The sequence below is a fragment of the Campylobacter concisus genome, assembly GCF_002092855.1.
GTDB classification, from domain to species: domain Bacteria; phylum Campylobacterota; class Campylobacteria; order Campylobacterales; family Campylobacteraceae; genus Campylobacter_A; species Campylobacter_A concisus_AI.
Map to the genome: position 1 here is coordinate 352,037 of NZ_LVLC01000012.1, position 24,784 is coordinate 376,820.

Sequence of the window (24,784 nt, forward strand, 5' to 3'; positions counted from 1 at the left end):
AGGCAAAATTTCAAAGGAGAAGATATGAATAAATTTTTATTAGCGTCTCTTGGTCTAGCAGCTGTTGCTTGCGTTGCTATGGGAGATGATAAAGTTTATAAGCTAAAGCTTGCTAGCTCATGGGAGAGCACTATGCCAGTGCTTGGTGATGTACCAAAAGAGCTAAAGGATAAAGTTGAAAAGATGAGTAATGGCAGACTTGAGCTAAGGATTGATTATCCATCAAAGCATAAATCACCTTTTGCAATGCTTGATTTTGCTAAAAGCGGTCAATACGACATTACTTACACAAGTAGCTATTATTATAAAGGCAAAGATGCTAAAACTATATTTTTTACAGCAACTCCATTTATGATGAATACTGATGAGCAAACAGCTTGGTATGAATTTGGCGGTGGTAAGGAGCTTGAGGCAAAAGTTTACGATCCATACAATATCAAAATTTTTAGAGCTGGAAATACCGGCATGCAAATGGGTGGCTGGTTTAAAAAAGAGATCAAATCATTAGATGATATCAAAGGCTTAAAGATAAGAATTCCAGGCTTTGGTGGTGAAATTTACGCTAAACTTGGCGCTAACATCAATACTATCCCAACTGGTGAGCTTTACATGGCTCTTGAGATGGGAACGATCGACTCAGTCGAATGGGTTAGCCCAGCTTATGATATGGCACTTGGCTTTCACAAAGTGGCAAAATACTACTACACAGGCTGGCAAGAGCCAAACGGTGAAACTCAATTTTTCTTTAATAAAAAATCATACGAGAAGCTTCCAGATGACCTAAAAGCGATCTTTGAAGCAGCTGCAGCCGAAGTAGCAAGAGATGCAAATACAAAAGTATTTTATTCAAATGTCGAGTACTGGGATAAAATGAAGAGCGAGTATCCTGATATCCAAGTAAAATCATTTCCACCAGAAGTAATCGCAGCTCTTAAAAAAGCCACGAATGAACTTCTTGATGAAGAGAGCGCGAAAGATCCATTATTTAAAGAGATCGTTGAGTCGCAAAGAGCTTTCCTTAAAAAAGCAAGAGAATGGACTAAAATTTCAGACTACGCTTATATCAAAACAAATGAATAGTAAAATTTAGCAGGGATCTTCCCTGCTTTTTTATTTTCTACCAAATTACTTTCAACAAAATTTTTAATCAAAACGTTTTATACAAGCCGTAAATTTTAATTTAGCACAAAACTATACTTGCATAAATTTTATAAAATATAAATACTAGTGAGACTATTATAGATAGAAAATTTCTCTCATTGAACGCTCGATTTTTACCTCATCAAGCGTATTATCAAAAAATAAATTTAGTGCCAAAACCGCTTGATATAAAAGCATATCGGCTCCATCTTTTACAATAAGATTGTTTTGTTTTGCCATTTCTAAAAATGGTGTCTGCTTGCCATAAATCACATCAAATACAAATTTAGTATCTTTAAAAATGCTTCTTAGAATTTCTTTGGGTGCTGGCAAAAGATCATTTTTTAATCCAGCCGAGGTCGAGTTAACGACTAGATCAAATTTTTGCTCTTCGTAGTTATCCCAGCTAAAGCATTTGTACTCATCTTTAAATTTCTCAAGCCTATCTTTGCTTCTATTTAGTATGCAAACATCAACACCTTGTTCTTTTAATGCATAAGTTATGGCATTTGCAGTACCGCCAGCTCCAAGAACAATAGCTTTTTTTACATCTTTAAAATTTTTTATTGCTTTTAAAAATCCAGGTGCATCTGTATTGTATGCATAAATTTTGTCATTTTTAAGCACAAGCGTATTTGCAGAGCCTATTTTACGAGCTATATCTGAAGCTTCATCGGCTAAATTTAAAGCCCACTCTTTATGTGGAAGCGTTACGTTTGCACCATTTAATTTTAAGGATTTAAATTTATTGATTAATTCGCTGCCATCTTTTAGCAAGACTCTTGTGTAAAGTGCTTTTAAGCCCAGGTCTGCAATGGCTTTATTGTGCAGCCTCGGAGATACCGAGTGAGCTATTGGATCTCCAAAGACTGCGAATGTTTTCATTTTGCTCTAAAGATAAAAGCGTCTTTATTGATATCTTTTCTAATATCGCCTACTGCTTTTTGAAGCGTTTTTTCATCAAATGGACCAACTAAAATTTTAGTCAGTTCACCAACTTTTATAGTATTGTAGCTATATCCCTTAGCAGCGATCTTCTTCATATATTCAGCATTTGGATTAAATTTACTAGTCACAAATACTTGAACATAAGAGCCTTTTGTAGCAGGTTCAGTTTTAGCTACTTCAGCTTTTTTATCCGTTTTTTCTATTTTGGTTTCAACCTTCTTTTCAATCTTTTTATCTACTTTATTTTCAGTCTTAGCTGATTTTGCCTCGCTCTTTTTATCAGTAGCTGCGACTTTTTCGACTTTTTTAACTGGAGTATCTACCTTTGTCTCAGCTTTTTTTGCTGGTATTTCAGCAGGCTTTTCGATAGGCTTAACTATCTCTTTTGGCTCTTCAGTTTTAGAAACAGGCTTATTGTTTTCTTTATCTTTTAGCTTTTTGATCATATCTTCAAATTCATCTTGTTGCTTATTTTCAGGTACGATCGGTACTTGCTCAAAAAGCTGTGTATCGCCTTTTTTATTGTCTGAATTTGTATCAGCTATCGGAGCTTGTTTATCTACTGGCTGCTCAGCTGGTACTGGAGGAAGCACTAGTCTTGAATCAGCTTCATTTTGAGCTTGTGAAGGATCGCTTGAATTTACTAGCTTCATAGCCACTACAATGATCAAAAAAAGTATAATAAGAGCTGCTATAAATATAAGAAGTTTTTTTAGCTTCAATCCTCTTGCGTCATCATCTCTTTCTAAAAGAATATCTTTTAACTCATCATTTTCCACTTTTTATCCTTAATTACATATATTTTGACCAACTTGCCCCACGCTCTTTTTGATAGAGTTTATAAGGTAAAGTTAGTATGTTAAATTCTTTTGGCATATCGATATTTGGAAACATCCTCCACTCTTTAGGCAACTTCTGCGAAAGCTTTGCGTTGAGCATATTTGCTAGTTGGCAAGCCTCATTTAGCGTAGTGTGACCTTTATGCACATAAAGATGCAGATGTCCTGGCATCTTACTCTCGTAGGCTGTAAAATTTATAAATCCTTCTTCTCTTAAAAGAAGCTGTGCTTTATGCCAAAATCTATCAGGGGTTCTGCCGTTATAGTCAAAGACTATATTCTCAACTTTATCGTATGCATTTATTAAAGAGTGTGCGATAACGGCCTTACCCTCTTCATGCTCTTTCATGACACTATAAGTTAGTGGCTCGTTGATCTTTTCAAATTTATCAAAGAAAATTTTGCCTCTATATTCTATTTTATTAACGATCGTATCGCGCTTGATATAGTAGTGAGTTGTAATAATCTTTATAAGTGCCGTATCAATACTTTGCATCAAAATGTCGCTTTATCATAGATTATAAATTTATGAGCAAGTTCAACTAGCTCAGCTTTTGTCTTCTCTTGCAAAGATGTGTTGTTTATGTCGCTTAGCACATCAGCTATTTTGTTTGCTATTAGTTCAAACTCAGCTTCTTTCATCCCACGAGCCGTAAGCGCAGGACTACCAACACGTATACCACTTGTGATAAATGGGCTTCTTGTCTCGCCTGGAACCGTATTTTTATTTACCGTTATTCCAGCATTTCCAAGAGCGATATCAGCGTCTTTACCGCTAAATTCACGATTTAAAAAGCTCATCAAAATTAGATGGTTATCGGTACCACCACTCACTAGGTCAAAACCTCTTTTTATTAGTACTTCGCCTAATTTTTTAGCGTTTGCTTTTACTTGTTTGGCGTAAATTTTCCACTCAGGGCTAAGGTTGTGCTTAAAGCCAACTGCCTTTGCTGCGATGACATGAACTAGTGGTCCGCCCTGAATGCCTGGAAAAATAGAGGCATTTATCTTCTTAGCATACTCTTCGTTGTTTGTCATAATGATACCGCCTCTTGGGCCTCTTAGGGTTTTATGCGTAGTTGAGCTTACGACATCGCAGTATGGAAAAGGACTTTGATGCTCACCAGCAACAACAAGACCAGCAATGTGAGCAACATCTGCAAAGAGTATCGCACCAACGACGTCAGCTATCTCTCTAAATTTTTTAAACTCGATCTCTCTTGTGTATGCGCTTGCACCGCAAACGATCATTTTTGGCTTTACTATCTTTGCGATATCCATGACTCTATCGTAGTTTATGCGGCCATCAAGCTCGACACCATAAAAGAAGCTCTCATACATCTTACCAGAGCTGCTTACCTTCGCGCCGTGAGTTAGGTGTCCGCCGTGGCTTAGATCCATGCCTAAAATTTTATCACCTGGATTAAGTAAGGCGCCGTAAACGCCTTGATTTGCCTGAGAGCCTGAGTTTGGTTGAACGTTTGCAAATTCACATCCAAAAAGCTCTTTGCATCTATCAATCGCTATTTGCTCGATCTCATCGACAAATTCGCAGCCACCATAATATCTCTTGCCAGGATAGCCTTCAGCGTATTTGTTTGTTAGGATTGAGCCCATTACTTCCATAACTTCTGGATATGTAAAATTTTCACTAGCGATCATCTCAAGGTGATCACATTGGCGTTTTAACTCTAAATTTACTAGATCGTAAATGTCCTTATCGTAGCTTTGCAAACTCATTTTTCATTCTCCTTTATCTCATTTTTAAGTGGCCTCATCGCTGGGAAGAGCACAACATCACGTATTGATTTTTTATCCGTTAAAAGCATAACAAGCCTATCGATGCCTATACCCTCACCTGCAACTGGTGGCATGCCGTATCCTAGGGCTTTTACATAGTCCTCATCCATCTCGTGTGCCTCGTCATCGCCTGCGTTTTTAGCATCGATTTGCGCTTTAAAGCGGTTGTATTGATCAATTGGATCGTTTAGCTCGTTAAAGCCATTTGCTAGCTCGCGACCAGCGATAAATAGCTCAAATCTCTCAGCCACATCAGGATTTGCATCACTTCTTCTTGAAAGTGGACTGATCGAAATCGGATAATCAATAACAAATGTTGGGTGTATAAGCTTACTCTCTACATAGTTATCAAATAGCTCAGCCTGCAAGTGACCAAGATCGAGCTTCTCATTTGCTTCAAGGCCATCAGCTCTTAGTTTTGCTAAAATTTTATCTTTATCGTTTATGAGATTATCATCTAGTCCACCGATCTCAACGAGAGCTTTTTTGTAGCTTATTCGCTTAAATGGCTTACTAAAATCAATCTCCATGCCGTCAAAATTTACAACTTTTTCCATATCCAGCTTGTCTAAAATGACATTAAAAAGATCCTCTGTGATACCCATCAAATCGTGATAGTTATGGTATGCCCAGTAAAACTCTATACTTGTAAACTCAGGATTATGAGTAAGGTCCATTCCTTCGTTTCTAAAATTTCTATTCATCTCATAAACAGCCTCAAAGCCACCTACTATAAGGCGTTTGAGGTATAACTCAGGTGCGATCCTTAGATATCTCTCGACTCCAAGAGCATTGTGAAAAGTGATAAATGGCTTGGCGTTTGCACCGCCTGCTATTGGGTGTAGCATCGGTGTTTCAACTTCTAAAAAGCCCTTTTCTTCAAAAAATCTTCTAATCGTACTTATAATCACTGAGCGTCTTTTAAAATCAGCTCTAACTTCAGGGTTCATTATCATATCAAGGTATCTTTGGCGATATCTTGTCTCAACATCAACTAAACCATGATACTTCTCAGGAAGTGGGCTTATCGACTTTGAAGCAAGGCTGAGCTCGCTTACATGCATAGAAAATTCGCCAGTTCTTGTTATAAATGCATAACCTCTAACATAGACTATATCGCCTATCTCTACGTATTTTTTAACGATTTTAAACCACTCTGGATCAAGTGTTTTATTACTAAAGTAAATTTGTAAATTTCCATCTTCATCTTCAATATTTGCAAAAACCGCTTTTCCAGCATCACGAATTAGTTTTATTCTACCCGCAAGACCTACTAGCTGACCTTCGGCCTTTTTCTCTTCTGTATCATTAATGTAGTTAAATTTTAGTCTAAATTTAGAGATATTCATATCTCTTCTAAGAAAATGCGGATATGGATTAATGCCTAAATTTCTTAGCTCGTCTATGCTTTGTAGTCGTTGAATCTCATGTTGGTTATCAAATATCACCTTACTTTCCCTTTATATTATTTTTTGAGCATTTTTCACAAATTCCATAAAGCTGCATCATGTGACCAGTTAGTTTAAAGCCATGATCTTTTGCGATACTGATTTGTCTTTTTTCTATCATTGGATCTTCAAATTCTATGATAAGACCGCACTTTCTGCATATCATATGGTCGTGATGTGGCTTTGTGGCAAGCTCAAATTTTTTACCTTGTGAACCAAAGCTGATTGATGTCACCATCTCTGATTCTTCAAGTAGATTTAGTGTTCTATAAACAGTTGCGATACCAATATTTAGCTCAGGGTGCGTTTCTTTTATAAAAAGATAAAGTCTTTCTGGAGTAAAGTGTTCGCCATTGTTGTATAGCGTTTTTAGTAAAATTTCACGCTGTTTCGTGTATTTTAAACCATTGTCGCGAAGCACTCTTTTGAATTTCTCAAGCAACGCATCATATTCTAAATTTTCTATCATCTTATTCCCCTTTTGTGATATTAGAGTCGGTATTTACACTAGCATTTGCATCCATTGAGATAAATGCATCAGTTTTGTTTGTATCCATTGGTCTTGCCACTATCTCATCTAACTCACTTTTGATATTTTTCACATCAAGATTTGTTATCCATTTGCCAGTTTCTATCAAAACCGGATAAACTTTACTGTTCGCAAAATAAGGAGCAATTATATTATTTAGCGAAGTACCAGATATTACAGCAACTACTGCCGAAAATGTTAAGAAAATTTTTCCACTTCCCATAACAAATCCACCAAGTCTATCCAAAAAACCAAGTCCGCTTACTGAAACTATTTTTGATAAAAATTTACCAACTAGTAAGCAAACTATCCAGAAAACTAGCCAAAGAGAGATAAATGCAACAAACTGTAAAAATGAAGGATTTTCAAATTTATATATATTTTTAGTTATAAACTCACCAGATAGATCTGAAAACCTACTAGCTATAATTAAGCCGCCGATAAGTCCGATAAGTCCGAATGCTTCTTTAATAAGTCCATTTAATATGCCTTTTATGCCAAGCATCAAGACAAGAGCAATAATAATAATATCAAACCACGTTACTAAATCCATTATACAGTTCCTATTAAATTTTGAAGTTCTTGCTGACTAGTTGAATAAGCTAGCGCATTTTCTTTTGTAATCTTACCCTCTTTTAGTACTTTCATCAAAGCCTGAGTTTGCGTACTCATGCCAGTTTGTTGTTGATTTAGTTGCATCTGAGAGTAAATTTGATGTATTTTATTTTCACGTATCAAGTTTGAGATAGCCATATTGTTTATTAAAATTTCATGCACAGCGCACCTTCCACCGCCTATCTTTGGGATCAGGCTTTGTGAAACGACAGCAGTTAGCGAAACACTAAGCATATTTCTTACTTGTAATTGCTCACTTCCATCGAAACTATCAACGATCCTATTTATAGTTTGAATGGCTGAATTTGTGTGAAGCGTACCAAAGACTAAGTGTCCGGTCTCAGCCGCCGTAATAGCCGTTGAAATCGTTTCTCTATCTCTCATCTCGCCCACAAGTATGATATCTGGGTCTTCACGAACCGCAGATTTTAGAGCCCTTGAGTAAGAAGTTGCGTCAGTGCCGATATTTCTATGAGAAAATAGAGCTTTTTTATTGTTATGCACAAACTCGACTGGATCCTCAATTGTAATAATATGCTTTCTATAATTTAAATTTATCTCATTAAGCATGGCTGCAAGAGTTGTTGATTTACCACTTCCTGTTGGTCCGGTAACCAAAATAAGACCTTTTTCACGCTTAATAATGTGTTTAAAAATTTGTGGGGCATTTAACTCATCAAGAGATGGGATATCGATTGGGATTATACGAAAAGCAGCAGCTAAATCGCCATTCATGGTATAGTAATAGTTGCCACGAAAGCGACCAATATCTGGAAGCTCAATCGCAAAGTCAAGCTCTTTATTATTCTCAAGTTCACTTTTTTGTTCATCAGTAATCAAAGCAAAACATAAATTCTCTATATCCTTGCCACTTAATACGCCAAAATCAATGGGTTTTAAAGCACCATCTACTCTTATTTGCGGCTCAGATCTTGAAACAAGGTGAAGATCGCTTGCCTTATCACTTACAACAGTTTTTAAAAGTGTTTTTATATCGCCAGCAAGATTATTAAGGCTATTATCTTCTGGTATTTTTACACTTAAATTCTTTGCATGAAGCTGTTCGATTAGATCCATATTTTTACCATTATTCTATTATTTTTGGTACAGCAAAAAAATGCCCTTCACGTGAAGGAGCGTACTTTAAGATCGTATCAATCACATCATTTGGCCTTGGCTCATCTTCTCTTAAAGGTGTGCCACCTTTTATAGAGCTAACTACAGCTTCATCGCTGCTTAGATCAAGTTCATTTAAAATATCAACAAAAGATACAATCTCGCTTAGTTGTTTTTTTACTTCTTCTCTTTTTTCATCACTGATTTGTAAGGCAGAAAGTTTTTCTAATTTATTTAAAAGAGTATCATCTATTTGCATTATATAAGTAACCTTATTAATTAATTTTGAGCCATTATATCACATTCAAGCTTTAATTTTGGGATAGTTTTAATTTAATTATGTTAAAATCTGCGAATTAAAATTTTTTAAAAATAAAGGAAAAGCGTTGGCTATAAAAGAAGATCTAACACAGATAAAACAAGAGATTGGTGCTCAAGAACAGTTTTTAGAAAGCATGATCAAAGGTGAGCGTTTCTTTAGAAAGTATAAAAAATTTATGATAATTGCCATTATTGTTGCTGTCATTGCAATTATTGGATTTTATGCGAACAAAATAATAAATGATAATAGAATTGAAGATGCAAATTTGGCTTACTCAAAGCTCATTTTAAATCCAAACGATGCAAATGCCTTAAGCATTTTAAAAGAAAAAGAGCCAAATTTATATGCACTTTTTTCACTTCAGCAAAAGCTTGATAAAAATGAGACAAATAGCATTAGCGAGCTTGCAAATTTAAAAGTAAATCCCATAGTAAAAGATATTATTCTTTCACAAAATGGTAATGCAAACACTCAAATTTTAAGCGAATATAGCACACTTTTAAAAGGTTTTGAGCTTTTAAAACAAAACAAAATCAAAGAAGCAAATGATGAGTTTAATAAAATTTCACTCGACTCTCAACTTCAAACTTTAGTTAAAAATTTAAAACACTATCAGGGAATAAAATAATGAAAAAAATTACTCTTTTCTTGGCTTTTGCCTTGGCTTTAGTTTTAAGCGGATGTGGCACAAAAAGACAATATTTCGAGCCAGCTCAAACCTCTGGCAAAATTTCTTTGTCAAAAGATATGCCATCTTATATCAAATCAGCAAATGCAAATGGCGCCACTCTTGACAACGGCAATGTCATCACCAAAAATGGCCTAAATACAAGCATTAAGTTGCCTGAAGATTTTAATTTCTTAAATGAAAACAACGGCTTTATCATCTCAGCTAGTATAAATGGCGATCTAAATGTGACAGATCCTAGCGGACACAGCGTTTATAGCAATAAATTTCCAACAGCAATTGTTGCTGCCTCTCTTGATCAAAACCTATTAGCAGCTATCAGCGCGGCAAACCACATCTATCTAATAGACATAAATACCGCAACAACAATAATGGAATATAGCTCGTCTAATATAGCAGCAGTTGATTCAAGGATCGTAGCACCATTTTTTATGAGCTCGCTTATCGTTTATCCGGCTTTAGATGGCAAAATTTATATAGTACAAAAAGAGACTGGTAGAATTTTACGTGACGTGGTCGTAAGCTCTGAAAATTTCTTTAACAACATCATATTTTTAGGCGTTGAGGGCGATAATCTAATCGCAGCAACAGCTAAAAAACTTATCGTCATTAACCCAAACCAAACAGTTTATTATGACGGCGAGATCAAAGACGTATTAGTTAATAACGATGAAATTTATATCTTTAAAAAAGATGGTACGATCGTAAGAACAAATCTTATGCTAAAAGAGCAAAATAAAGTAAATTTCAAATTTGCCATCTTCTCAGCAGCTACTATTATCAATAATAAGCTTTACGTAATCGAAAAAACAGGCTACGTTATAAAGACAAATTTAGACCTTAGTGGAGCTGAAATTTATGAGTTTAGCGATGAGATAAAAGATAAAAGCTTTATGGGCAATGGTGCCTTTTATTATGATAATGAGCTTGTTAATTTAGGACAATGAACCAAAAAATTTGGGAGCTTTTTGAAGCCAGAAAAATCCTTTTAAAAGATATCAAAGTACTTAATACAAGTGAATTTAGCACAAAAAAGACGCTTGATATCTTTTGGGGAGTGGACAATAAGAGCTTTTACAATCTTGTCTTTTTAAGAACAGCAAAAAGTAGATTGCTACGCAAAGAGGCTTTGGAACTTGAAGAAATTTCTAAAAAGATAGAGGCAAAATTCCAAATAAATCTAAGAAAAAAAACTATATTTTACAGCTCTGGCATTTGTTCTAAAGCCTTAAAAGAGCTACAAGATAATAATTGGCGATGTTATGATTTTGTGTAATATAGGCAATACTAACGCTACATTTTTAGAAGATGGCAAAATCTCACGTATGAAAATTTCTGAGTTTAAAAACTATAAGCCAGAAAAAAAAGTATATTTTATATCCGTAAATGATGAAATTTTAAATCTTTTAAAAGATGATAAAATGTTTGTAAATTTAGAACCATTTTTTACTATTGATACGATATACCAGGGTCTAGGCGTAGATAGAATAGCTGCATGTTACTCTATAAATAATGGCGTAATCGTTGATGCTGGAAGCGCCATAACAGTTGACATTATGGCAAATTCTATCCATCTTGGAGGATATATCTTGCCAGGCATTTCAAGTATGCTAAACGCCTACAAAAGTATCTCGCCACGACTTGATATTACTATAAATTCACAAATTGACATAGATGCACTACCACAAAAAACAGCTGATGCCGTGAGTTATGGCATTATTAAACCGATAATAACTCTACTAGATAAGCTAGCCGGTGATAAAAAAGTCTATTTTACTGGTGGAGATGGCGATTTTTTGTCAAAATTTTTTAAAAATGCTATTTGCGACAAGATGCTTGTTTTTCGTGCAATGCAAAAGCTAATAACTGAAAAGAAAGATATGATAATATGATAACCGTAGCACTACCAAAGGGAAGAATAGCCGAGGCAACACTAGAAATTTTTAGAAAAATTTTTGGTTCAAGTTTTTTATTTGAAGACAGAAAACTAATTCTTGAAGAAGGAAATTTTAGATTTTTAATGGTTCGCAACCAAGATATCCCAACTTATGTCACTGAAGGTGCAGCTGATATTGGTGTAGTGGGGCTTGACGTACTTGAAGAGCACAAGCCAAATGTTGTAAGGCTACTGGATTTAAAAATCGGGCAGTGCAAAGTTTGCATTGGCATAAAAAACGACTCCGAGCTAGACCTAAACCAGCCAGAGCTAAAAATAGCCACAAAAATGCCAAATATAACAAGAAATTATTTTACGAAACAAGCCGTAGCCGTAAAGATCATCAAGCTTTATGGATCAATAGAACTTGCACCATTAGTTGGGCTAAGTGACGCGATAGTTGATGTAGTCGAAACTGGCTCAACCATGAAACAAAACGGGCTAAAGATCGCTGGCGATATCATGCAAAGTTCAGCTTATCTAATAGCAAATAAAAATAGTTTTATCATTAAAAAAGATGAGATTTTAGAGCTTTACAAAAAAATCAAAGAAGAGATTTAAGGTCCTTCTCTATTATCATAAAGTACAAAAATTTCTCTAGTGATATAAAGTCCGACTATTTGCTTATAAATTCTTTTAGAATAACGCGTTGGTAGTTATTTGCATACTTTTATATTAATTTATCTTAATAGATTGGTGCTTATCCAAAGAGTGATCTAAATATTACAAAGATAGTAGTTTCTGGCGAGCTAAGAGCTAAGCATAAGCTAAAGCCTCATCACGAACATTTAAGCTTTGATTGTATTGATTGCCATCAAAAACCAAGGCGATAATCCTAGCAAATTTAAAGCGACCAGTGATAATGGCTTCTTATCCTATCATAAGAGTAAAAAGCTCTTAGCTGATGGACTAAAATTTATGGATACTCTAAAAGCAAATCCTCACAACTCAGCTTATGATGGTCCGACTTTATACTGCGATGAGTGCCACGAGCATGAAATTCCACAATGAATGTGGAGGGTAACACCTTGAAAATTTCAAAAAACTATTAGTGCTTATATTCTTTATAAGTAAAATTTTGGATTTTAGTTATTTTGCAGTTCATTATACACTTGATGATACAAGTGGGATGAATTCTGTATAGTTTGTCATGAGATGGATTCTGTGGTCATTGTATATAACGATGACGTCCACAGTGATAATGGCAAAACAGGTTATCAAAGCAAGATGTGTAGACTACCACATACCACATAACAATACCTCAAAATACGCTCTAACAGAGGCAAAGATGATATTTTAGAGGGCTGAGTATATTTCTTTGGTAATCCTGATGCGATTGATTGGCATAAGAATATAAAAAATCGCGAGTATTTCGTATTTGATAATAGTGGCACTAGCTCCACACAAATGTAATAGATTAACAACACTTCAGCACAAATTCAAAAGATACATACTCACCACAAACAACTATTTGATAGTAATAAAGAACTAATGTGTGTAAGCTGCCACTATGATGCAGGATATAAGGCTAGCTTTAGAAATTACCTTGAATACCGAAAGCTAACATATAAAATTTATGAGAAGAATATGCTAGAGCAAAAGATTGATGCTAAGAAAAAATCTTCAAAGATGAATATAAACCTACAAAAGAAGAAAAGGAATTTTTTAAAACAAAAAGTCATAAAGACGCTCAAAACCAGCTGGTGGTATGGCTGGATAAGTCTAAATTTTCTATTCATCAAGCAAGCGATTTAAGTTTGCCTGTTTCTACTTCTTACATAAAGCTTTTAATACAAATTTATATTATAAAGATAGAGATAAATCTAAATTGGAAAAATTTATAAAAATATTAAAGATAAAATAATAAATTTTAGTTTTTAAAATTTAAGAAATTTGCACAAGCTCTTTGTTATCAAGCTTGTATGAATTGTCGCATTTAGCGGCTAGATCGTTGTCGTGAGTAACTAGAACAAGGGCAGCGTTATTTTCATTTATATAGTCAAATAAAACTTGCATCACTTCATTTGCCGTCTGCTTATCAAGGTTGCCCGTTGGCTCGTCTGCAAAGATAATCTTTGGCTTTTTAGTAAGCACTCTAGCGATACTCACACGCTGCTGCTGGCCACCGCTTAGCTCGCCAACTTTTTGATTTATCACACTTGAAATTTTAAGCGCTTTAAGATCATTTTTTTCTATATTTTCGCCAGATAAGATGCTTGCAAGCTCGATATTTTCATAAGCACTAAATCCTTTAAAAAGATAGTGTGACTGGAAAATAATGCCAAAATGAAGCCTTCTAATGGCCAAAAGCTCGTTTTGAGAAAGCTCATAGATCGATCTATCTTGATAGACAACCTTACCAAAATTTGGCTTTAAAAGTGTCGAAAGTATGTGTAAAAGTGTTGATTTGCCACAACCACTAACGCCGGTTATCGCGATGCTTTGTTTTTGATTGAGAGTTAAATTTATATTATTAAAGAGCGTATAATCATACGCAAAGCCTAGATTAGACGCTCTTAAAATTTCCATTAGCCTATTTGAGCAGCAACTTCTGCAGCAAAGTCATCTACTTTTTTCTCTAAGCCTTCGCCAAGTTCAAAACGAACGTATTTTACGATCTCGATCTTGCCACCAAGCTCTTTGCTTTTTTCTTCAATAACTTGTTCAATAGTCTTTTTATCGTCCATTACATAAAACTGGCCTAAAAGTGTGAGGCGTTGGTCAAGCACTGTGTTATCAGCATAAAATCTCTCGATCTTACCAGGGATGATCTTGTCCCAAATTTTCTCAGGTTTGCCCTCAGCTTTTAGCTCTTCTTCGATCGCTTTTGTAGCTTTTGCAAGCTCTGCCTCGCCTATCTGGCAGCGGCTAGCATACTCAGGGATGTGATGAAGTGGCTTGCCTAAGCGTTTTAGCTCTTCATTTTCTTTTTCAAGCTCAGCACGAAGTGCGATAAATTCTTTCTCAACAAAATCTTTATCAAGGTCTTTATAGCTTATAACGCTTGGCTTCATAGCAGCTGCATGCATACATAAATTTCTTATAAAATCAGCTGCTTTATTTGCAACTTCTGCGCTTTCGCAAGCTGCACCGATAAGTACACCAACACGACCATTTGAGTGAACATAGCCATTTACCACGCCTTTGTCATCAGCAATAATAGTCTCAAAGCGGCGCACTACAAGATTTTCACCGATAGTTGCGATCTGAGTTTTGAAATAATCTTCAAATTTAACACCATTTAAAGTGCTCGCATTTAGCTCTTCAACTGTTTTTATGCCGCTTGATTGGATGTGAGCTGTTGCGTCTTTTGCAAGTGCTTGAAACTGTGGGTTTCTAGCAACGAAGTCAGTTTCAGAGTTGATCTCACTGATAGTTGCTTTTTTGCATTTTGAGCAAACTTCAACACTTACCAAGCCTTCGCTTGCAAGGCGGTCAGCCTTTTTAGCAGCTTGGCCTAGGCCTTTTTCACGAAGGATGTCAACAGCTTTTTCCATGTCGCCATTTGCTTCGCCAAGTGCCTTTTTGCAGTCCATCATACCAGCTCCGGTTGATTCGCGGAGCTCTTTTACCATTTGTGCAGTTATTTCCATTATTCTTCGTCCTCGCCAAAGTCTTCTTCGCTCATAGCCTCAGCTACAACCGCGTCTTTCTCGTCTTGGCTCACTTCTTCGCCAGCAACTTGCTCGCCACCATCTTGTTCAAGAAGTGATTTACCTTCGTTGATCGCTTCAGCCATCTCTTGGCAGAAAAGTTGAACAGAGCGAATCGCATCGTCATTTCCTGGGATCGGATAGTCAACAACGTCAGGATCGCAGTTTGTATCGATCGGTGCTACAACTGGGATTTTTAGGCGATTTGCCTCTTGAACGGCGATCTTTTCTTTAACTGTATCAACGACAAATATCATATCAGGTAGGCTTTTCATATTGCGGATACCGCCAAGAGTTGCGATAAGTTTCTCTTTTTTGCGGCGAAGCATCAAAGCCTCTTTTTTAGTTAGTAAATTTATCGAGCCATCTTCTTCCATAGTCTCGATAACTTCTAGTTTGCGGATAGACTGGCGGATAGTACCGAAGTTTGTCATCATACCACCTAACCAGCGGTGATTTACATAAGGCATTCCACATTTTTCAGCATACTCTTTTATAGCGTCGATAGCTTGTTTTTTAGTGCCTACAAATAGCACTGACTTGCCTTCAGCAGCTGCGTCACGAACGATGTTATAAGTGTAGCGGAAGTAGCGGATAGTCTTTTGAAGATCTATGATATAGATACCTTTTCTCTCGCCAAAGATAAATTTTTTCATCTTTGGGTTCCAGCGGCGTGTTTGGTGACCAAAATGTACGCCACACTCTAATAAATCTCTCATAGTTACCATGAGTTTCTCCTTGTTTTAGGCATTTTGCCTTGAATTTAGTTTTATCCTCCACGACCATTAATGCTTTCGCACAACCAAATTTAGGATTGTCGTGTGTGAAATAAAGAGGGATTATACTTAAAGTAATATGAATTTAAACTAAAGTTTATTTACTTAATTGTGAGTCTTCTTCGATTTTTATTAACTTGGCAAAAATTTCTGCCATTGCTTGCCTTTGTTCTGATGAAATTTCAAGCTTCTTGACATTTAAAAGAATGCTTACAAACTCCTCGTTTTGTAGTGTTTCTACGCCAAATTTTTTTGCATTTGTAGTGATTTTTAGCACAAGAGGATTTTTTGATTTAAAGTTTTCGTAAGGCATTCTTTCTTTACTTTCAAAATTACAAAGCGATTATAAAAAATTTATAATAAATTCGAACTCAAATTTATATCAAACTTTTATTCTTTTATCTCAAAACTAAGTGTCGTTTTTAACGTCTCTTTATCACACTTCGCAGCATCTGGATAAGGTCTTTCATAAATCACCTCAAATACCCAAAATCCTGGCCTTAGAGCTAATACTTCAGTGATGCCTTGCTCATCCGTCATGCCGTAAAACGCATGCTTGTGGTCTAAAAATCCAGCAAAAGTACCAGTTAGCTTAGCTCGCTCTAGCGGCTTTCCATCAGCAAAAACCTGTAATTTAAAAGGCTTATCCACTCTAAATTCCGCTGGGTTTTGTAGCGGTACGATCTCGATTTTAACTCCAACAGGTTTAGTTACGAAGTCGTTTGTTTCACCTAAATTTAAGACTCTCTTAGATGTTATCGTCATCAGCCGGCAAATCTGTATATCGCTTAGATCCTTTAGATCAAGCTTTGTTTTGTCTATTAGCCACTTGCCATCACTACGCTTTTTAAGCGAATACATAGGATTTTGCTGTGCTAGTAAGATATATGTGCCTTTATTTAATTTTTCGCCCTCATAGCGGTAGTTCTCGCCACTTTGCTTAAGCTTCTTTTTGCTACCATCTTTACTTATTACAGTAATTGGCGCAAAAAGATGGACGCGTTCGGCCATAATAGGCTCTAGCTTTGGAAAATCGTCGCTATAACCCATGTTTGCGATAAATTTTCCTAGCTTTTCATCATTAGCTCCATCTACCCAAAACATGTGTGCTTGCACCATATAAAAGGCTCCTGTTAGCATAACGGAGGTCAAAATTTTACCTATTTTTATGATTTTCCTTATTGTTATTTTTGAGATTCGATGTCAAATTGTAGCTAAAAATTATTATATTTAGCCATTTTTTAGATCAAATTAAATATCAAAACGTTCAATACAATTTAGCTGGCAAATTTTAATAGGCAAGCAATGAAGCTAAAAATTTACTTTTATTTTTTACTATTTACCGATGTGGCTCTATTCATCACAAATCCGCAAAAACGCCCAGTCCTACTCTGTTTGCGGTATGAGAATAATTCATCTCTCTCAAAAGTGCAACGAGGATCTAGCGATATTTGATCTACTCCAAGCTTAGCAAATTCATCTAATAAAGCTGCGTTTATATCAAATTTTCCATCTTTTTTATATTGGTTAAATTCACCAAGATCCAGCTTGCCTACTTCGTAGTTTTGCACTTTGATATTTGCGCCTATAAATACGCGTAAATTATTAGCACAGCAACCAAACTCACTCGTCATCAGCCCCACTGCATTTGTGCAAATTTTACTAGTAACACCTGCGCGTCCCGCATGCACAGCTGCGACTACGCCAAGATGTTCATCTATTATCAAAACAGGCGCACAGTCAGCGACTAAGACGCAAAGTGCTACGTCTTTTAATGATGTTATCACACCATCGCATGGAGGTAGATCGTCGTTAAAATCTTGCAAAATTTCCACTTTATTTGAGTGGATTTGGTTCATAAATTTTAAACTAACAGGCATAATACCAAGCGCCGTTGCTAAAATTTCACGATTTTGTGCGACCTTTAACGGATCATCGCCAACATGATCTGCTAAATTTAAGCTCTCAAAAGCACCCTCACTCACACCGCCAAATCTATTTGTAAAGCCAGCTAATACGCCATTTTTATCAAAGACGATCTCTAAATTTTTACGCATTTTATCCACCTAGTAAAGGCTAGAAATTCGCTCAACATCGTCCCAGCTAAGGGTGCTATCTTGCTTACAAAAAAGCTGCCTAGCTACGTATCGAGCCAAAAGATCGCTTTCGATATTTACGCGCCTGCCGACCTTAAAAGTACCAAAAAGGCTATCTTTAAATGTGATTGGTATGATTGTTAGCCTTATACCCTTTGGCAAAATTTCATTTATGGTTAGACTCACGCCCTCTACGCCCACTGAGCCTTTATTTGACATCAAGCTCATAGCATCGCGCGGCAAGTCGATGTAAAAATCAACCCCATTCTCATTCTTTTTGATATTTGAAATTTTACCGATAAAATCGATATGTCCTTGCATCAAATGCCCATCTACTCGGTCTCCTAGCTTCATCGCTGGCTCGATATGCACTCTTTCTTTTAAATTTTCAACCGCAATATTTGCCCTACTCTCTGCGCTTAGCTCCACACTAAAGCCATCTTCATGTAGTTTTATTACGCTCAGGCAAGCACCATTTACGGCAATGCTATCGCCTAAATTTGGACGAAAATTTGCCTTTAGCCTTAAAATATTTTGTGAATAACTAACAACCTGTGCGATCTCACGAATCAAGCCATTAAACATATTTTGCCTTTAAAATTTTTAAGGATTTTACTAAATTTTGCCTAAATTTGGGCATTAGCATCTTTGGTTATTTTATATATTTAAGTAGATAGTGGCAGAAATGGCAGTAAATTTTTGGTAATCGCACCAAGAATGCTAATAAAAATTTATTGGGTAACCCTAGTATAAAATTTCTCTATAAATTTTAATTTTTATCTTTTATAAATTTGGCAGCCTTAGCTTGTCTGCAAAACTAGCCACGTCTTGCTAAAGTCGCGCGCCGCTAGGTCGTCCCTCTTTATCCACAGATAAATTCTGCCCTCTCCGTCCCAGTCCATATCGCCCTCATCATCACTATCTATCTGTAAAAGTAGTTGCCACTGGGCAGAATTTTTCTCAAATTCCGCTATTCTTGGGTGGTGATAAGCGCTACCATCACCACAGCTAAGCCCATTTGTAACTAGCTCACACTCTAGCTCCATACCATCTTGGACATTATCAGAGTGTCCAAGGAGTTTATTTTCTTTAGCCTGCCAGCTTGGCTCAATAACCTCATGATAAGCCTCCCACTCAGCTTCACTAATTTTACTAAATGGCACAATCGAGCTTTGTAAATTTGGCAAATTTATCTCATTTTCAAAGCTAAGCAAGTGTGCGTTAAACGTAGAATTTTCTCCCTCTAAACTCTCCGCTCTCCTGCGAGAAAGTGACTCATCATTTACATCAGAAAAGATCACTGCAAAGCCATTTTTATCGGCAGGATCGTAGCCCCAAACACGTAAATTTCTATCATAAAAAAGATAGAGCATTCCGCTTTTTGGCAGTAGTGAGTCAATGTCAAATTTGCTAGCTTCAGCAAAATTTATCTGTGCCACAAAACTCAAAGCGCCGTTTTCATTTGACGGCCACGATAAACCATCTGACAGATCTGGCGAGCCACCGAATTTAGACGCTCCAACGGCGATATCATCGTCATTTTTAGCTTGCGTATCTATCCTTATGGCATTTCTTGCTAGTGGCGATAAAAGCTTAAAAAGTTCATCCAGTCCACGTTCTTTACAACCTTTAGAAATTTTTGCAATATCCATATTTTCCTCTTTAACAAGCATCAACGTATATATGATACTTCTTACAATGCAAACAACGAAACAAATATCCAGCAATATCGCCAGCTTTAACAAGATGTTCGCGTAGCATTTTATCGTCATATTCAGCTCTTTTTGTGTAGTCCTCAAAGACCTCGTCTGCTATACCCATTTCTTCAAGCTCTCTTGTACCAACGTCACCTAAAAATTCGCAATAATCATCACAACAAGCTATCCAATGCTCACCCTGCCAGCTCTCGTAGCCAGGGGTTCTTCTAAAAAGTTTATCATCCTTTTTAGTATCATTTATAGATAGCTTGTCAGCATCTTGTACAAATGTAGCGTCAAATTTCTTAGCAGCCATACCGCTAGAAATACAAGTAGGACAAAGATACGAAATATCTTGCTCGCAATAAATGCTACCGTTATAATAAACTTCAGTATCTTTGCCGCAGCACTCACACACTATATTCATATCATCTTTAAATGCGCCGGTTCTTAAAGGATTGGGATGATAGATAAATTTTGGTAGTGTGGAGGCTTTATCTTTTTGAGCCAAAATTTGACCTCTACTTTTTGGGCGAGGCAGCACCCATTTATCATTTTCGTCAATGAATTGCACTAGATAGCCAAGTGCCTTTAGCTGCTTTTTATCACTTTTGTCATGTATTTTTAAAAGTAAGTCGTAAGCACTCTTTCTCATAGATAAAAGCTGATAAATATCGACTAAAACATACTTTGCGCAAATGTCATCACAGTTTTCCAACTCTTCTTTAAACTGATAGAGTGCCTCAATACTAGAAGCATTGCCGTTATTTTTATAATATTCTTTTGAAAGAGTGATATATTTTTCTTGAAATTTATTCATTAATACTCTTTATGTAGATTTGATATTAACAATTTTAGTGTTTAAATCTTAAAGATATAAAAACTAGTGCAAAAATTATGGCTACTAAATCGATTAAATTTATACCGATTTTTAAATTGTTTTAGTATTTTAGTAGATGATGCCACAAACAAATTTGATAAGTATTCTTATAAAATTGTTGTGACTATAAATTTATTCTTCAAATGCTCCGATAGAGAGAATTTTTTCTATTCTTTTTGCTACAAGATCATTTATATCAAGCTTTTCAAGCTCAGCTAGCTCTGAAATAAAATAATTTGCAAGTACTTTTGCAGCACCTTCTTTGTCTCTATGAGCTCCATTTATCGGTTCATCTATAACAGCATCAATCAGTGATAGACTTTTTAAATCATCAGCTGTTATTTTCATAGATTTTGTAGCTTGTTCCTGTTTAGCTGGGTCATTCCAAAGTATTGCTGCACAGCCTTCTGGAGAGATAACTGAAAACACAGAATTTTTCATCATAGCAAGTCTATCAGCCACGCCTATAGCTAAAGCACCACCACTTCCACCTTCGCCTATGACAACAGCAATTATTGGAGTTTTTAAATTTGCAAACTCAAACAAATTTCTAGCTATAGCTTCACTTTGTCCTCGCTCTTCAGCTCCAACACCTGGATATGCGCCTGGAGTGTCTATGAGAAATAAAATGGGTAGATTAAATTTCTCAGCCATTTTTGCAACTCTAAGAGCTTTGCGATAACCCTCAGGATGAGGCATACCAAAATTTCTTCTTAATTTGTTTTTAGTGCCACGGCCTTTTTGCTCGCCTATAACGACAGTCTTTTTGCCTCCGATATAGCCGATGTAGCAAACTATCGCTGGATCATCTCTAAATGCTCTATCTCCATGAATCTCATATCCATCAATCAAAAACGCATTAATATAATCAATAGAATATGGTCTATCTGGATGACGAGCAAGTTGCAAACGTTGATATTCGTTTAAATTTTTATATATTTTTGATATCTCTTTAGATAAATTCTTATTTAAAATTTCAACAGCATGTTCATCGCCTCTGATCTTAGCATTTGCTATATCTTCATCAATTTGCTTTATGCTTTTTTCAAAATCTAAATAATTTGACATCTTAATCCAACTTTTTAAATATCACGACGCCATTCGTGCCGCCAAAGCCAAACGAATTGCTCATAACAGCCTTTATATCAGCTTTTCTAGCTTTATTTGGAACATAGTCTAGATCACACTCTGGATCAGGAGTTTCGTAGTTTATTGTTGGAGGGATAATGCCGTCTCTCATTGCCATTATAGATATAACAGCCTCGATCGCACCAGCACCACCTAGACAGTGTCCGGTTTGACCTTTTGTTGAGCTAACTGGTGGACATTTATCACCAAAAACTGCTTTTAGTGCCGCAGTCTCATTCTTATCATTTACAGGTGTTGAAGTACCATGCGCATTTACATAATCTATCTTTACACCTTTTGCCATATCAAGTGCTTGTTTCATCGCACTTAATGGGCCTTCAAGTGTTGGTGATGTGATATGGTGTGCATCTCCGCTCTCACCAAATCCAACCACTTCAGCATAAATTTTAGCACCTCTTGCAATAGCCGACTCATACTCTTCAAGTACAAGCGCGCCAGCTCCTTCACCCATTACAAAACCATCACGATTTGCGTCAAATGGCCTTGACGCCTTACTTGGTTCATCATTTCTAGTTGAGAGAGCTTTCATTGCTGCAAAGCCACCTATGCCTACACCACAAATAGTAGACTCAGCACCGATAACTAACATATTTGTCGCTTGACCGATCATAATGCATTTTGCTGCTTGAGATATTGCATGAGTACTTGCCGCACAAGCTGTTACACTAGATAAATTTGGACCTTTTAGCCCATGATTTATTGAAACTATTCCACCTAGCATATTTACAAGTGCTGATGGAATGAAAAATGGCGAAATTCGCTTTACACCTTTTTCAAAATATGTAATTGAATTTTTCTCAATATTTGGCAAGCCACCTATACCAGCTGCTGAACTAACGCCAAATTTATGAGCATCAAACTCTTTAAAATTTGCATCAGCCATAGCTTCATTAGATGCTTTTATGCCAAGCTGTATGAAACGATCTACTTTTTTCACCTCTTTGCCGTCCAAAATACTATTTGGATCAAAATCAGTTATCTCGGCAGCAATTTTAACAGGAAAGTCACTTACATCAAAGCTTGTGATCTCTTTCACACCTGTTTTACCCTCGCAAATAGCCTTAAAAGAACTCTCTTTGTCAAGACCAAGTGCGTTTATCATGCCTATACCAGTTACAACGACTCGTTTCAATACATCTCCTTAAATCAAACTATGTAAATTTTAATTATTTACCTAGTTTTTCTATATAATTTACAACGTCTTGAATGCTTATTAATTTCTCTGCTTCACTATCAGGAATTTCTACTTCAAATTTCTCTTCTAAAGCCATAACTAGCTCTACAACGTCAAGTGAATCAGCGCCTAAATCTTCAATGATTTTAGACTCTAGTTTTACCGCTTGTGGATCTACGCTTAGTTGCTCTACAACTACGTCTCTTACGTCTTCAAATACTGCCATTTAAGGTCTCCTTATAAAAAATGTCTGTTATCTTATAATATTTACGCTTTTATTTATTTTAAATTTCAAAACTTGTCTGAAATTTACCTACATATAAAGTCCGCCATTTATTTTAAGCGTCTCACCAGTTACGTAGCTTGCATGATTACTTAGTAAAAACGCCACTGACTCAGCTACTTCACTAGCACTGCCGAAACGTTTTAACGGGATGTTATCACTATAAGTTTTCTTTACATCATCGCTTAGCCCATGCGTCATATCAGTCTCGATAAAGCCTGGGGTTACGCTGTTAAAGCGGATATTTCTGCTTGCACCCTCTTTTGCAAAGCTCTTACTCATAGCGATCAGTCCGCCCTTGCTGGCTGAATAATTCACCTGTCCAGCATTTCCCATCTCGCCAACGATAGATGCGACGTTTACGACCGCTCCAAAGCGCTTTTTGCTCATCACTTTTAAAGCCTCTCTACATCCTATGAAAGCTGAAGTTAAATTTGCATTTATTACATCTGTAAATTCGCTAGTTTTCATGCGAAGTGCTAGCTTGTCGTTTGTAATGCCAGCGTTATTTACAAGGTAGCTTAGCTCGCCGTCGCTATCGACTATCAAATTTATACCTTTTATAAACTCATCTTCGTCTGTCGCGTCAAATTTTATCACCGCAGCCTTGCCACCATTTTGCTCGATCTCAGCCTGCAAAGCGTCTGCTATCTCAGGCTTTGAACGGTAGTTTATCCACACCTTTAAGCCCATATTTGCAAGCGTCTTTGCGATCTGTGCACCGATACCTCTGCTTGCACCTGTTATTAGCACGTTTTTTCCGCTAAATTTCATAAATTCTCCTTATTTTTTTCTAATTTTTCAATGATTGTAGCTTATATAAGCTTAACGTCTAAATTTTATCGCTTCTTTCCCACCTTATCTTTTTGCCAAAACCAAGGACATTACTCGTAAATTTTAGTTTTTCAAGGCTTATAGACCAAATTTTTGGATTCATTGCCTTTGAATAAAAAAACCTTTTGAAATAAATTTCTATTTCATTTTTTTTGGCCTCTCTCATCACTCCTTGAAACTGCACACCCTCTATCTTGCCAACGATCTTTGTATCAAGAGCAACCGTACCAGCAACAAGCTTTGAGTTTTTTAAAAATTTGATATGCGAGCTATCATCTGAGCTAGCTAGAAAAAGGCTAAAATTTACCTCATCAAAGGCGTAAAATGCGCTAAAAGCATAAGGCTGCCCCTCATCATCAACGACACAAACGCTAGCAAGGTGCATCTTTTTTAAAAATTTAACTATTCTCTCATCCATCTAAATTCCTCTAAAAATATCAAGAATGGCTTGAAATTTAAAGACAACAAAGAGCAATATAACAATCCAGATCAAAAAGATGATGAGCTCAACTAGGTTAAACTTATCCTTTGCTACTTTTTTAAAAATAAGCATTGTTAAAAATGCTCCTAAAAAGCCGCCAATGAGCGAGAAATAGTGGATCGCATTTACTTTTACAAAGCTTGGCAAAAGCCCTTTAAAAAATAGTGAAAACATCAAAATTGAGAGCAAATTTGCGAGTATAAAGTAGTAGCAAACGACTGGCAAAACAGGCCAAAGCTTAGCAAAAACGAAGCTTAAAACAGTGATAAGCATCAGCAAAAAGATCCTAGTCCCAAAACAACACATCGCCCGTCCTTTTTTGACGCATTTTACAAAATTTTGCTTTATGAAATTAAAAATTTGACGATTTAGCCTCAAAA

Annotated in this window: 33 protein-coding genes; 9 read left to right on the top strand and 24 right to left on the bottom strand. The window is 36.2% G+C overall.

The annotated features are described in order from the left end of the window. Positions 1-24: 24 nt before the first annotated feature. On the top strand, positions 25-1,080 hold the full coding sequence (locus A3223_RS06000; protein WP_021091622.1) for a TRAP transporter substrate-binding protein: 1,056 nt from the start codon (positions 25-27) through the stop codon (positions 1,078-1,080). Positions 1,081-1,236: 156 nt separating this feature from the next. Here A3223_RS06000 and A3223_RS06005 read toward each other — a convergent pair whose 3' ends face one another. From A3223_RS06005 to gatC, 9 genes are read right to left on the bottom strand one after another with little or no spacing between them, the layout of a single operon-like run. Beyond that, positions 1,237-2,025, bottom strand: a complete 789-nt coding sequence (locus A3223_RS06005) for a shikimate dehydrogenase (protein ID WP_084109550.1) — start codon at positions 2,023-2,025, stop codon at positions 1,237-1,239. Beyond that, positions 2,022-2,867 carry an SPOR domain-containing protein gene (locus A3223_RS06010; protein ID WP_084109551.1) on the bottom strand — a complete coding sequence of 282 codons (846 nt, stop codon included), beginning with the start codon at positions 2,865-2,867 and terminating at the stop codon, positions 2,022-2,024. The genes A3223_RS06005 and A3223_RS06010 overlap by 4 nt, the downstream gene beginning before the upstream one ends. Before the next feature lie 13 nt (positions 2,868-2,880). Next, positions 2,881-3,423, bottom strand: coding sequence for a DUF1882 domain-containing protein (locus A3223_RS06015; protein WP_084109665.1), 543 nt, complete (start codon positions 3,421-3,423; stop codon positions 2,881-2,883). After that, positions 3,423-4,667, bottom strand: coding sequence for a serine hydroxymethyltransferase (locus A3223_RS06020; protein WP_084109552.1), 1,245 nt, complete (start codon positions 4,665-4,667; stop codon positions 3,423-3,425). The genes A3223_RS06015 and A3223_RS06020 overlap by 1 nt, the downstream gene beginning before the upstream one ends. Next, entirely contained in the window at positions 4,664-6,172 is a 1,509-nt protein-coding gene (gene lysS, locus A3223_RS06025) for a lysine--tRNA ligase (protein WP_257639266.1), read from the bottom strand. The genes A3223_RS06020 and lysS overlap by 4 nt, the downstream gene beginning before the upstream one ends. Positions 6,173-6,176: 4 nt before the next feature. Continuing rightward, complete coding sequence (locus A3223_RS06030; RefSeq protein WP_021091630.1) at positions 6,177-6,644, bottom strand: Fur family transcriptional regulator; 468 nt, start codon at positions 6,642-6,644, stop codon at positions 6,177-6,179. A gap of 1 nt (position 6,645) precedes the next feature. Further along, a complete protein-coding gene (locus A3223_RS06035; protein WP_054197121.1) occupies positions 6,646-7,257 on the bottom strand; it encodes a CvpA family protein in 612 nt (203 codons plus the stop codon). Further along, positions 7,257-8,396, bottom strand: a complete 1,140-nt coding sequence (locus A3223_RS06040) for a type IV pilus twitching motility protein PilT (RefSeq protein ID WP_084109554.1) — start codon at positions 8,394-8,396, stop codon at positions 7,257-7,259. Before A3223_RS06040 ends, A3223_RS06035 begins: the two co-directional genes overlap by 1 nt. A 10-nt stretch (positions 8,397-8,406) precedes the next feature. Next, the gene (gatC, locus tag A3223_RS06045; protein WP_084109555.1) at positions 8,407-8,694 is read right to left on the bottom strand and encodes an Asp-tRNA(Asn)/Glu-tRNA(Gln) amidotransferase subunit GatC; all 288 of its coding nucleotides are present in this window, start codon (positions 8,692-8,694) and stop codon (positions 8,407-8,409) included. 127 nt (positions 8,695-8,821) lie between these two features. On the opposite strand from gatC, the gene A3223_RS06050 reads away from it, so the two are divergent. The 8 genes from A3223_RS06050 to A3223_RS09835 all read left to right on the top strand — a co-directional run bounded on the left by A3223_RS06050 (position 8,822) and on the right by A3223_RS09835 (position 13,136). Continuing rightward, a complete protein-coding gene (locus A3223_RS06050; RefSeq protein ID WP_084109556.1) occupies positions 8,822-9,385 on the top strand; it encodes a hypothetical protein in 564 nt (187 codons plus the stop codon). Then, positions 9,385-10,392, top strand: coding sequence for an L-seryl-tRNA selenium transferase (locus A3223_RS06055; protein ID WP_084109557.1), 1,008 nt, complete (start codon positions 9,385-9,387; stop codon positions 10,390-10,392). The genes A3223_RS06050 and A3223_RS06055 overlap by 1 nt, the downstream gene beginning before the upstream one ends. Beyond that, positions 10,389-10,721, top strand: coding sequence for a hypothetical protein (locus A3223_RS06060; protein ID WP_084109558.1), 333 nt, complete (start codon positions 10,389-10,391; stop codon positions 10,719-10,721). The genes A3223_RS06055 and A3223_RS06060 overlap by 4 nt, the downstream gene beginning before the upstream one ends. Beyond that, positions 10,708-11,337 carry a type III pantothenate kinase gene (locus A3223_RS06065; RefSeq protein WP_084109559.1) on the top strand — a complete coding sequence of 210 codons (630 nt, stop codon included), beginning with the start codon at positions 10,708-10,710 and terminating at the stop codon, positions 11,335-11,337. Before A3223_RS06060 ends, A3223_RS06065 begins: the two co-directional genes overlap by 14 nt. Next, positions 11,334-11,942: an ATP phosphoribosyltransferase gene (gene hisG / locus A3223_RS06070; protein ID WP_084109560.1), complete on the top strand. Its 609-nt coding sequence runs from the start codon at positions 11,334-11,336 to the stop codon at positions 11,940-11,942. Before A3223_RS06065 ends, hisG begins: the two co-directional genes overlap by 4 nt. Before the next feature lie 234 nt (positions 11,943-12,176). Further along, positions 12,177-12,392 carry a cytochrome c3 family protein gene (locus A3223_RS06075; protein WP_257639258.1) on the top strand — a complete coding sequence of 72 codons (216 nt, stop codon included), beginning with the start codon at positions 12,177-12,179 and terminating at the stop codon, positions 12,390-12,392. A gap of 144 nt (positions 12,393-12,536) precedes the next feature. Further along, positions 12,537-12,635: a hypothetical protein gene (locus A3223_RS09830; protein ID WP_257639259.1), complete on the top strand. Its 99-nt coding sequence runs from the start codon at positions 12,537-12,539 to the stop codon at positions 12,633-12,635. A 237-nt stretch (positions 12,636-12,872) separates the two neighbouring features. Continuing rightward, positions 12,873-13,136, top strand: coding sequence for a hypothetical protein (locus A3223_RS09835; protein ID WP_257639260.1), 264 nt, complete (start codon positions 12,873-12,875; stop codon positions 13,134-13,136). A 129-nt stretch (positions 13,137-13,265) separates the two neighbouring features. On the opposite strand, the gene A3223_RS06085 is transcribed toward A3223_RS09835, so the two are convergent. From A3223_RS06085 to A3223_RS06155, 15 genes are all read right to left on the bottom strand, one after another. Continuing rightward, positions 13,266-13,910 (bottom strand): ABC transporter ATP-binding protein, encoded by a 645-nt coding sequence (locus A3223_RS06085; RefSeq protein WP_084109561.1) that lies wholly within the window; start codon positions 13,908-13,910, stop codon positions 13,266-13,268. Further along, positions 13,910-14,974 carry a translation elongation factor Ts gene (gene tsf, locus A3223_RS06090; protein ID WP_084109562.1) on the bottom strand — a complete coding sequence of 355 codons (1,065 nt, stop codon included), beginning with the start codon at positions 14,972-14,974 and terminating at the stop codon, positions 13,910-13,912. Before tsf ends, A3223_RS06085 begins: the two co-directional genes overlap by 1 nt. Beyond that, complete coding sequence (rpsB, locus tag A3223_RS06095) at positions 14,974-15,762, bottom strand: 30S ribosomal protein S2 (protein WP_084109563.1); 789 nt, start codon at positions 15,760-15,762, stop codon at positions 14,974-14,976. Before rpsB ends, tsf begins: the two co-directional genes overlap by 1 nt. A 145-nt stretch (positions 15,763-15,907) precedes the next feature. Next, complete coding sequence (locus tag A3223_RS06100; protein ID WP_084109564.1) at positions 15,908-16,123, bottom strand: acetyltransferase; 216 nt, start codon at positions 16,121-16,123, stop codon at positions 15,908-15,910. A gap of 77 nt (positions 16,124-16,200) precedes the next feature. Continuing rightward, positions 16,201-16,929 (bottom strand): DUF4198 domain-containing protein, encoded by a 729-nt coding sequence (locus A3223_RS06105; protein ID WP_180378705.1) that lies wholly within the window; start codon positions 16,927-16,929, stop codon positions 16,201-16,203. 206 nt (positions 16,930-17,135) lie between these two features. Next, complete coding sequence (gene pgeF, locus A3223_RS06110) at positions 17,136-17,867, bottom strand: peptidoglycan editing factor PgeF (protein WP_084109566.1); 732 nt, start codon at positions 17,865-17,867, stop codon at positions 17,136-17,138. 9 nt (positions 17,868-17,876) lie between these two features. After that, a complete protein-coding gene (locus A3223_RS06115) occupies positions 17,877-18,491 on the bottom strand; it encodes a riboflavin synthase (RefSeq protein WP_084109567.1) in 615 nt (204 codons plus the stop codon). 215 nt (positions 18,492-18,706) lie between these two features. Then, the gene (locus A3223_RS06120) at positions 18,707-19,678 is read right to left on the bottom strand and encodes a YwqG family protein (RefSeq protein ID WP_180378706.1); all 972 of its coding nucleotides are present in this window, start codon (positions 19,676-19,678) and stop codon (positions 18,707-18,709) included. Continuing rightward, positions 19,569-20,423 carry a CbrC family protein gene (locus tag A3223_RS06125; protein WP_084109569.1) on the bottom strand — a complete coding sequence of 285 codons (855 nt, stop codon included), beginning with the start codon at positions 20,421-20,423 and terminating at the stop codon, positions 19,569-19,571. Before A3223_RS06125 ends, A3223_RS06120 begins: the two co-directional genes overlap by 110 nt. 192 nt (positions 20,424-20,615) lie before the next feature. Then, positions 20,616-21,551, bottom strand: a complete 936-nt coding sequence (accA, locus tag A3223_RS06130) for an acetyl-CoA carboxylase carboxyl transferase subunit alpha (protein ID WP_084109570.1) — start codon at positions 21,549-21,551, stop codon at positions 20,616-20,618. A gap of 1 nt (position 21,552) precedes the next feature. Then, positions 21,553-22,764: a beta-ketoacyl-ACP synthase II gene (locus A3223_RS06135; RefSeq protein ID WP_084041941.1), complete on the bottom strand. Its 1,212-nt coding sequence runs from the start codon at positions 22,762-22,764 to the stop codon at positions 21,553-21,555. 34 nt (positions 22,765-22,798) lie between these two features. Further along, the gene (gene acpP, locus A3223_RS06140; RefSeq protein ID WP_021091725.1) at positions 22,799-23,032 is read right to left on the bottom strand and encodes an acyl carrier protein; all 234 of its coding nucleotides are present in this window, start codon (positions 23,030-23,032) and stop codon (positions 22,799-22,801) included. 87 nt (positions 23,033-23,119) lie between these two features. Continuing rightward, on the bottom strand, positions 23,120-23,863 hold the full coding sequence (gene fabG / locus A3223_RS06145; RefSeq protein WP_084109571.1) for a 3-oxoacyl-ACP reductase FabG: 744 nt from the start codon (positions 23,861-23,863) through the stop codon (positions 23,120-23,122). Between the two features lie 58 nt (positions 23,864-23,921). After that, positions 23,922-24,341, bottom strand: a complete 420-nt coding sequence (locus tag A3223_RS06150) for a pyridoxamine 5'-phosphate oxidase family protein (RefSeq protein WP_084109572.1) — start codon at positions 24,339-24,341, stop codon at positions 23,922-23,924. Beyond that, positions 24,342-24,710, bottom strand: coding sequence for an L-arabinose ABC transporter (locus A3223_RS06155; RefSeq protein ID WP_180378707.1), 369 nt, complete (start codon positions 24,708-24,710; stop codon positions 24,342-24,344). Positions 24,711-24,784: the final 74 nt, after the last annotated feature.

What these genes read in the sequence shown, in the direction of transcription:
- A3223_RS06000 (WP_021091622.1), top strand. Translation starts at nt 25, where the DNA reads ATGAATAAATTTTTATTAGCGTCTCTTGGTCTAGCAGCTGTTGCTTGC.
- A3223_RS06005 (WP_084109550.1), bottom strand. Translation starts at nt 2,025, where the DNA reads ATGAAAACATTCGCAGTCTTTGGAGATCCAATAGCTCACTCGGTATCT.
- A3223_RS06015 (WP_084109665.1), bottom strand. Translation starts at nt 3,423, where the DNA reads ATGCAAAGTATTGATACGGCACTTATAAAGATTATTACAACTCACTAC.
- A3223_RS06020 (WP_084109552.1), bottom strand. Translation starts at nt 4,667, where the DNA reads ATGAGTTTGCAAAGCTACGATAAGGACATTTACGATCTAGTAAATTTA.
- A3223_RS06030 (WP_021091630.1), bottom strand. Translation starts at nt 6,644, where the DNA reads ATGATAGAAAATTTAGAATATGATGCGTTGCTTGAGAAATTCAAAAGA.
- A3223_RS06035 (WP_054197121.1), bottom strand. Translation starts at nt 7,257, where the DNA reads ATGGATTTAGTAACGTGGTTTGATATTATTATTATTGCTCTTGTCTTG.
- A3223_RS06040 (WP_084109554.1), bottom strand. Translation starts at nt 8,396, where the DNA reads ATGGATCTAATCGAACAGCTTCATGCAAAGAATTTAAGTGTAAAAATA.
- gatC (WP_084109555.1), bottom strand. Translation starts at nt 8,694, where the DNA reads ATGCAAATAGATGATACTCTTTTAAATAAATTAGAAAAACTTTCTGCC.
- A3223_RS06055 (WP_084109557.1), top strand. Translation starts at nt 9,385, where the DNA reads ATGAAAAAAATTACTCTTTTCTTGGCTTTTGCCTTGGCTTTAGTTTTA.
- A3223_RS06060 (WP_084109558.1), top strand. Translation starts at nt 10,389, where the DNA reads ATGAACCAAAAAATTTGGGAGCTTTTTGAAGCCAGAAAAATCCTTTTA.
- A3223_RS06065 (WP_084109559.1), top strand. Translation starts at nt 10,708, where the DNA reads ATGATTTTGTGTAATATAGGCAATACTAACGCTACATTTTTAGAAGAT.
- hisG (WP_084109560.1), top strand. Translation starts at nt 11,334, where the DNA reads ATGATAACCGTAGCACTACCAAAGGGAAGAATAGCCGAGGCAACACTA.
- A3223_RS09830 (WP_257639259.1), top strand. Translation starts at nt 12,537, where the DNA reads ATGGATTCTGTGGTCATTGTATATAACGATGACGTCCACAGTGATAAT.
- A3223_RS09835 (WP_257639260.1), top strand. Translation starts at nt 12,873, where the DNA reads ATGTGTGTAAGCTGCCACTATGATGCAGGATATAAGGCTAGCTTTAGA.
- A3223_RS06085 (WP_084109561.1), bottom strand. Translation starts at nt 13,910, where the DNA reads ATGGAAATTTTAAGAGCGTCTAATCTAGGCTTTGCGTATGATTATACG.
- tsf (WP_084109562.1), bottom strand. Translation starts at nt 14,974, where the DNA reads ATGGAAATAACTGCACAAATGGTAAAAGAGCTCCGCGAATCAACCGGA.
- rpsB (WP_084109563.1), bottom strand. Translation starts at nt 15,762, where the DNA reads ATGGTAACTATGAGAGATTTATTAGAGTGTGGCGTACATTTTGGTCAC.
- A3223_RS06100 (WP_084109564.1), bottom strand. Translation starts at nt 16,123, where the DNA reads ATGCCTTACGAAAACTTTAAATCAAAAAATCCTCTTGTGCTAAAAATC.
- A3223_RS06105 (WP_180378705.1), bottom strand. Translation starts at nt 16,929, where the DNA reads ATGGTGCAAGCACACATGTTTTGGGTAGATGGAGCTAATGATGAAAAG.
- pgeF (WP_084109566.1), bottom strand. Translation starts at nt 17,867, where the DNA reads ATGCGTAAAAATTTAGAGATCGTCTTTGATAAAAATGGCGTATTAGCT.
- A3223_RS06115 (WP_084109567.1), bottom strand. Translation starts at nt 18,491, where the DNA reads ATGTTTAATGGCTTGATTCGTGAGATCGCACAGGTTGTTAGTTATTCA.
- A3223_RS06120 (WP_180378706.1), bottom strand. Translation starts at nt 19,678, where the DNA reads ATGACGATAAAATGCTACGCGAACATCTTGTTAAAGCTGGCGATATTG.
- A3223_RS06125 (WP_084109569.1), bottom strand. Translation starts at nt 20,423, where the DNA reads ATGAATAAATTTCAAGAAAAATATATCACTCTTTCAAAAGAATATTAT.
- accA (WP_084109570.1), bottom strand. Translation starts at nt 21,551, where the DNA reads ATGTCAAATTATTTAGATTTTGAAAAAAGCATAAAGCAAATTGATGAA.
- acpP (WP_021091725.1), bottom strand. Translation starts at nt 23,032, where the DNA reads ATGGCAGTATTTGAAGACGTAAGAGACGTAGTTGTAGAGCAACTAAGC.
- fabG (WP_084109571.1), bottom strand. Translation starts at nt 23,863, where the DNA reads ATGAAATTTAGCGGAAAAAACGTGCTAATAACAGGTGCAAGCAGAGGT.
- A3223_RS06150 (WP_084109572.1), bottom strand. Translation starts at nt 24,341, where the DNA reads ATGGATGAGAGAATAGTTAAATTTTTAAAAAAGATGCACCTTGCTAGC.
- A3223_RS06155 (WP_180378707.1), bottom strand. Translation starts at nt 24,710, where the DNA reads ATGTGTTGTTTTGGGACTAGGATCTTTTTGCTGATGCTTATCACTGTT.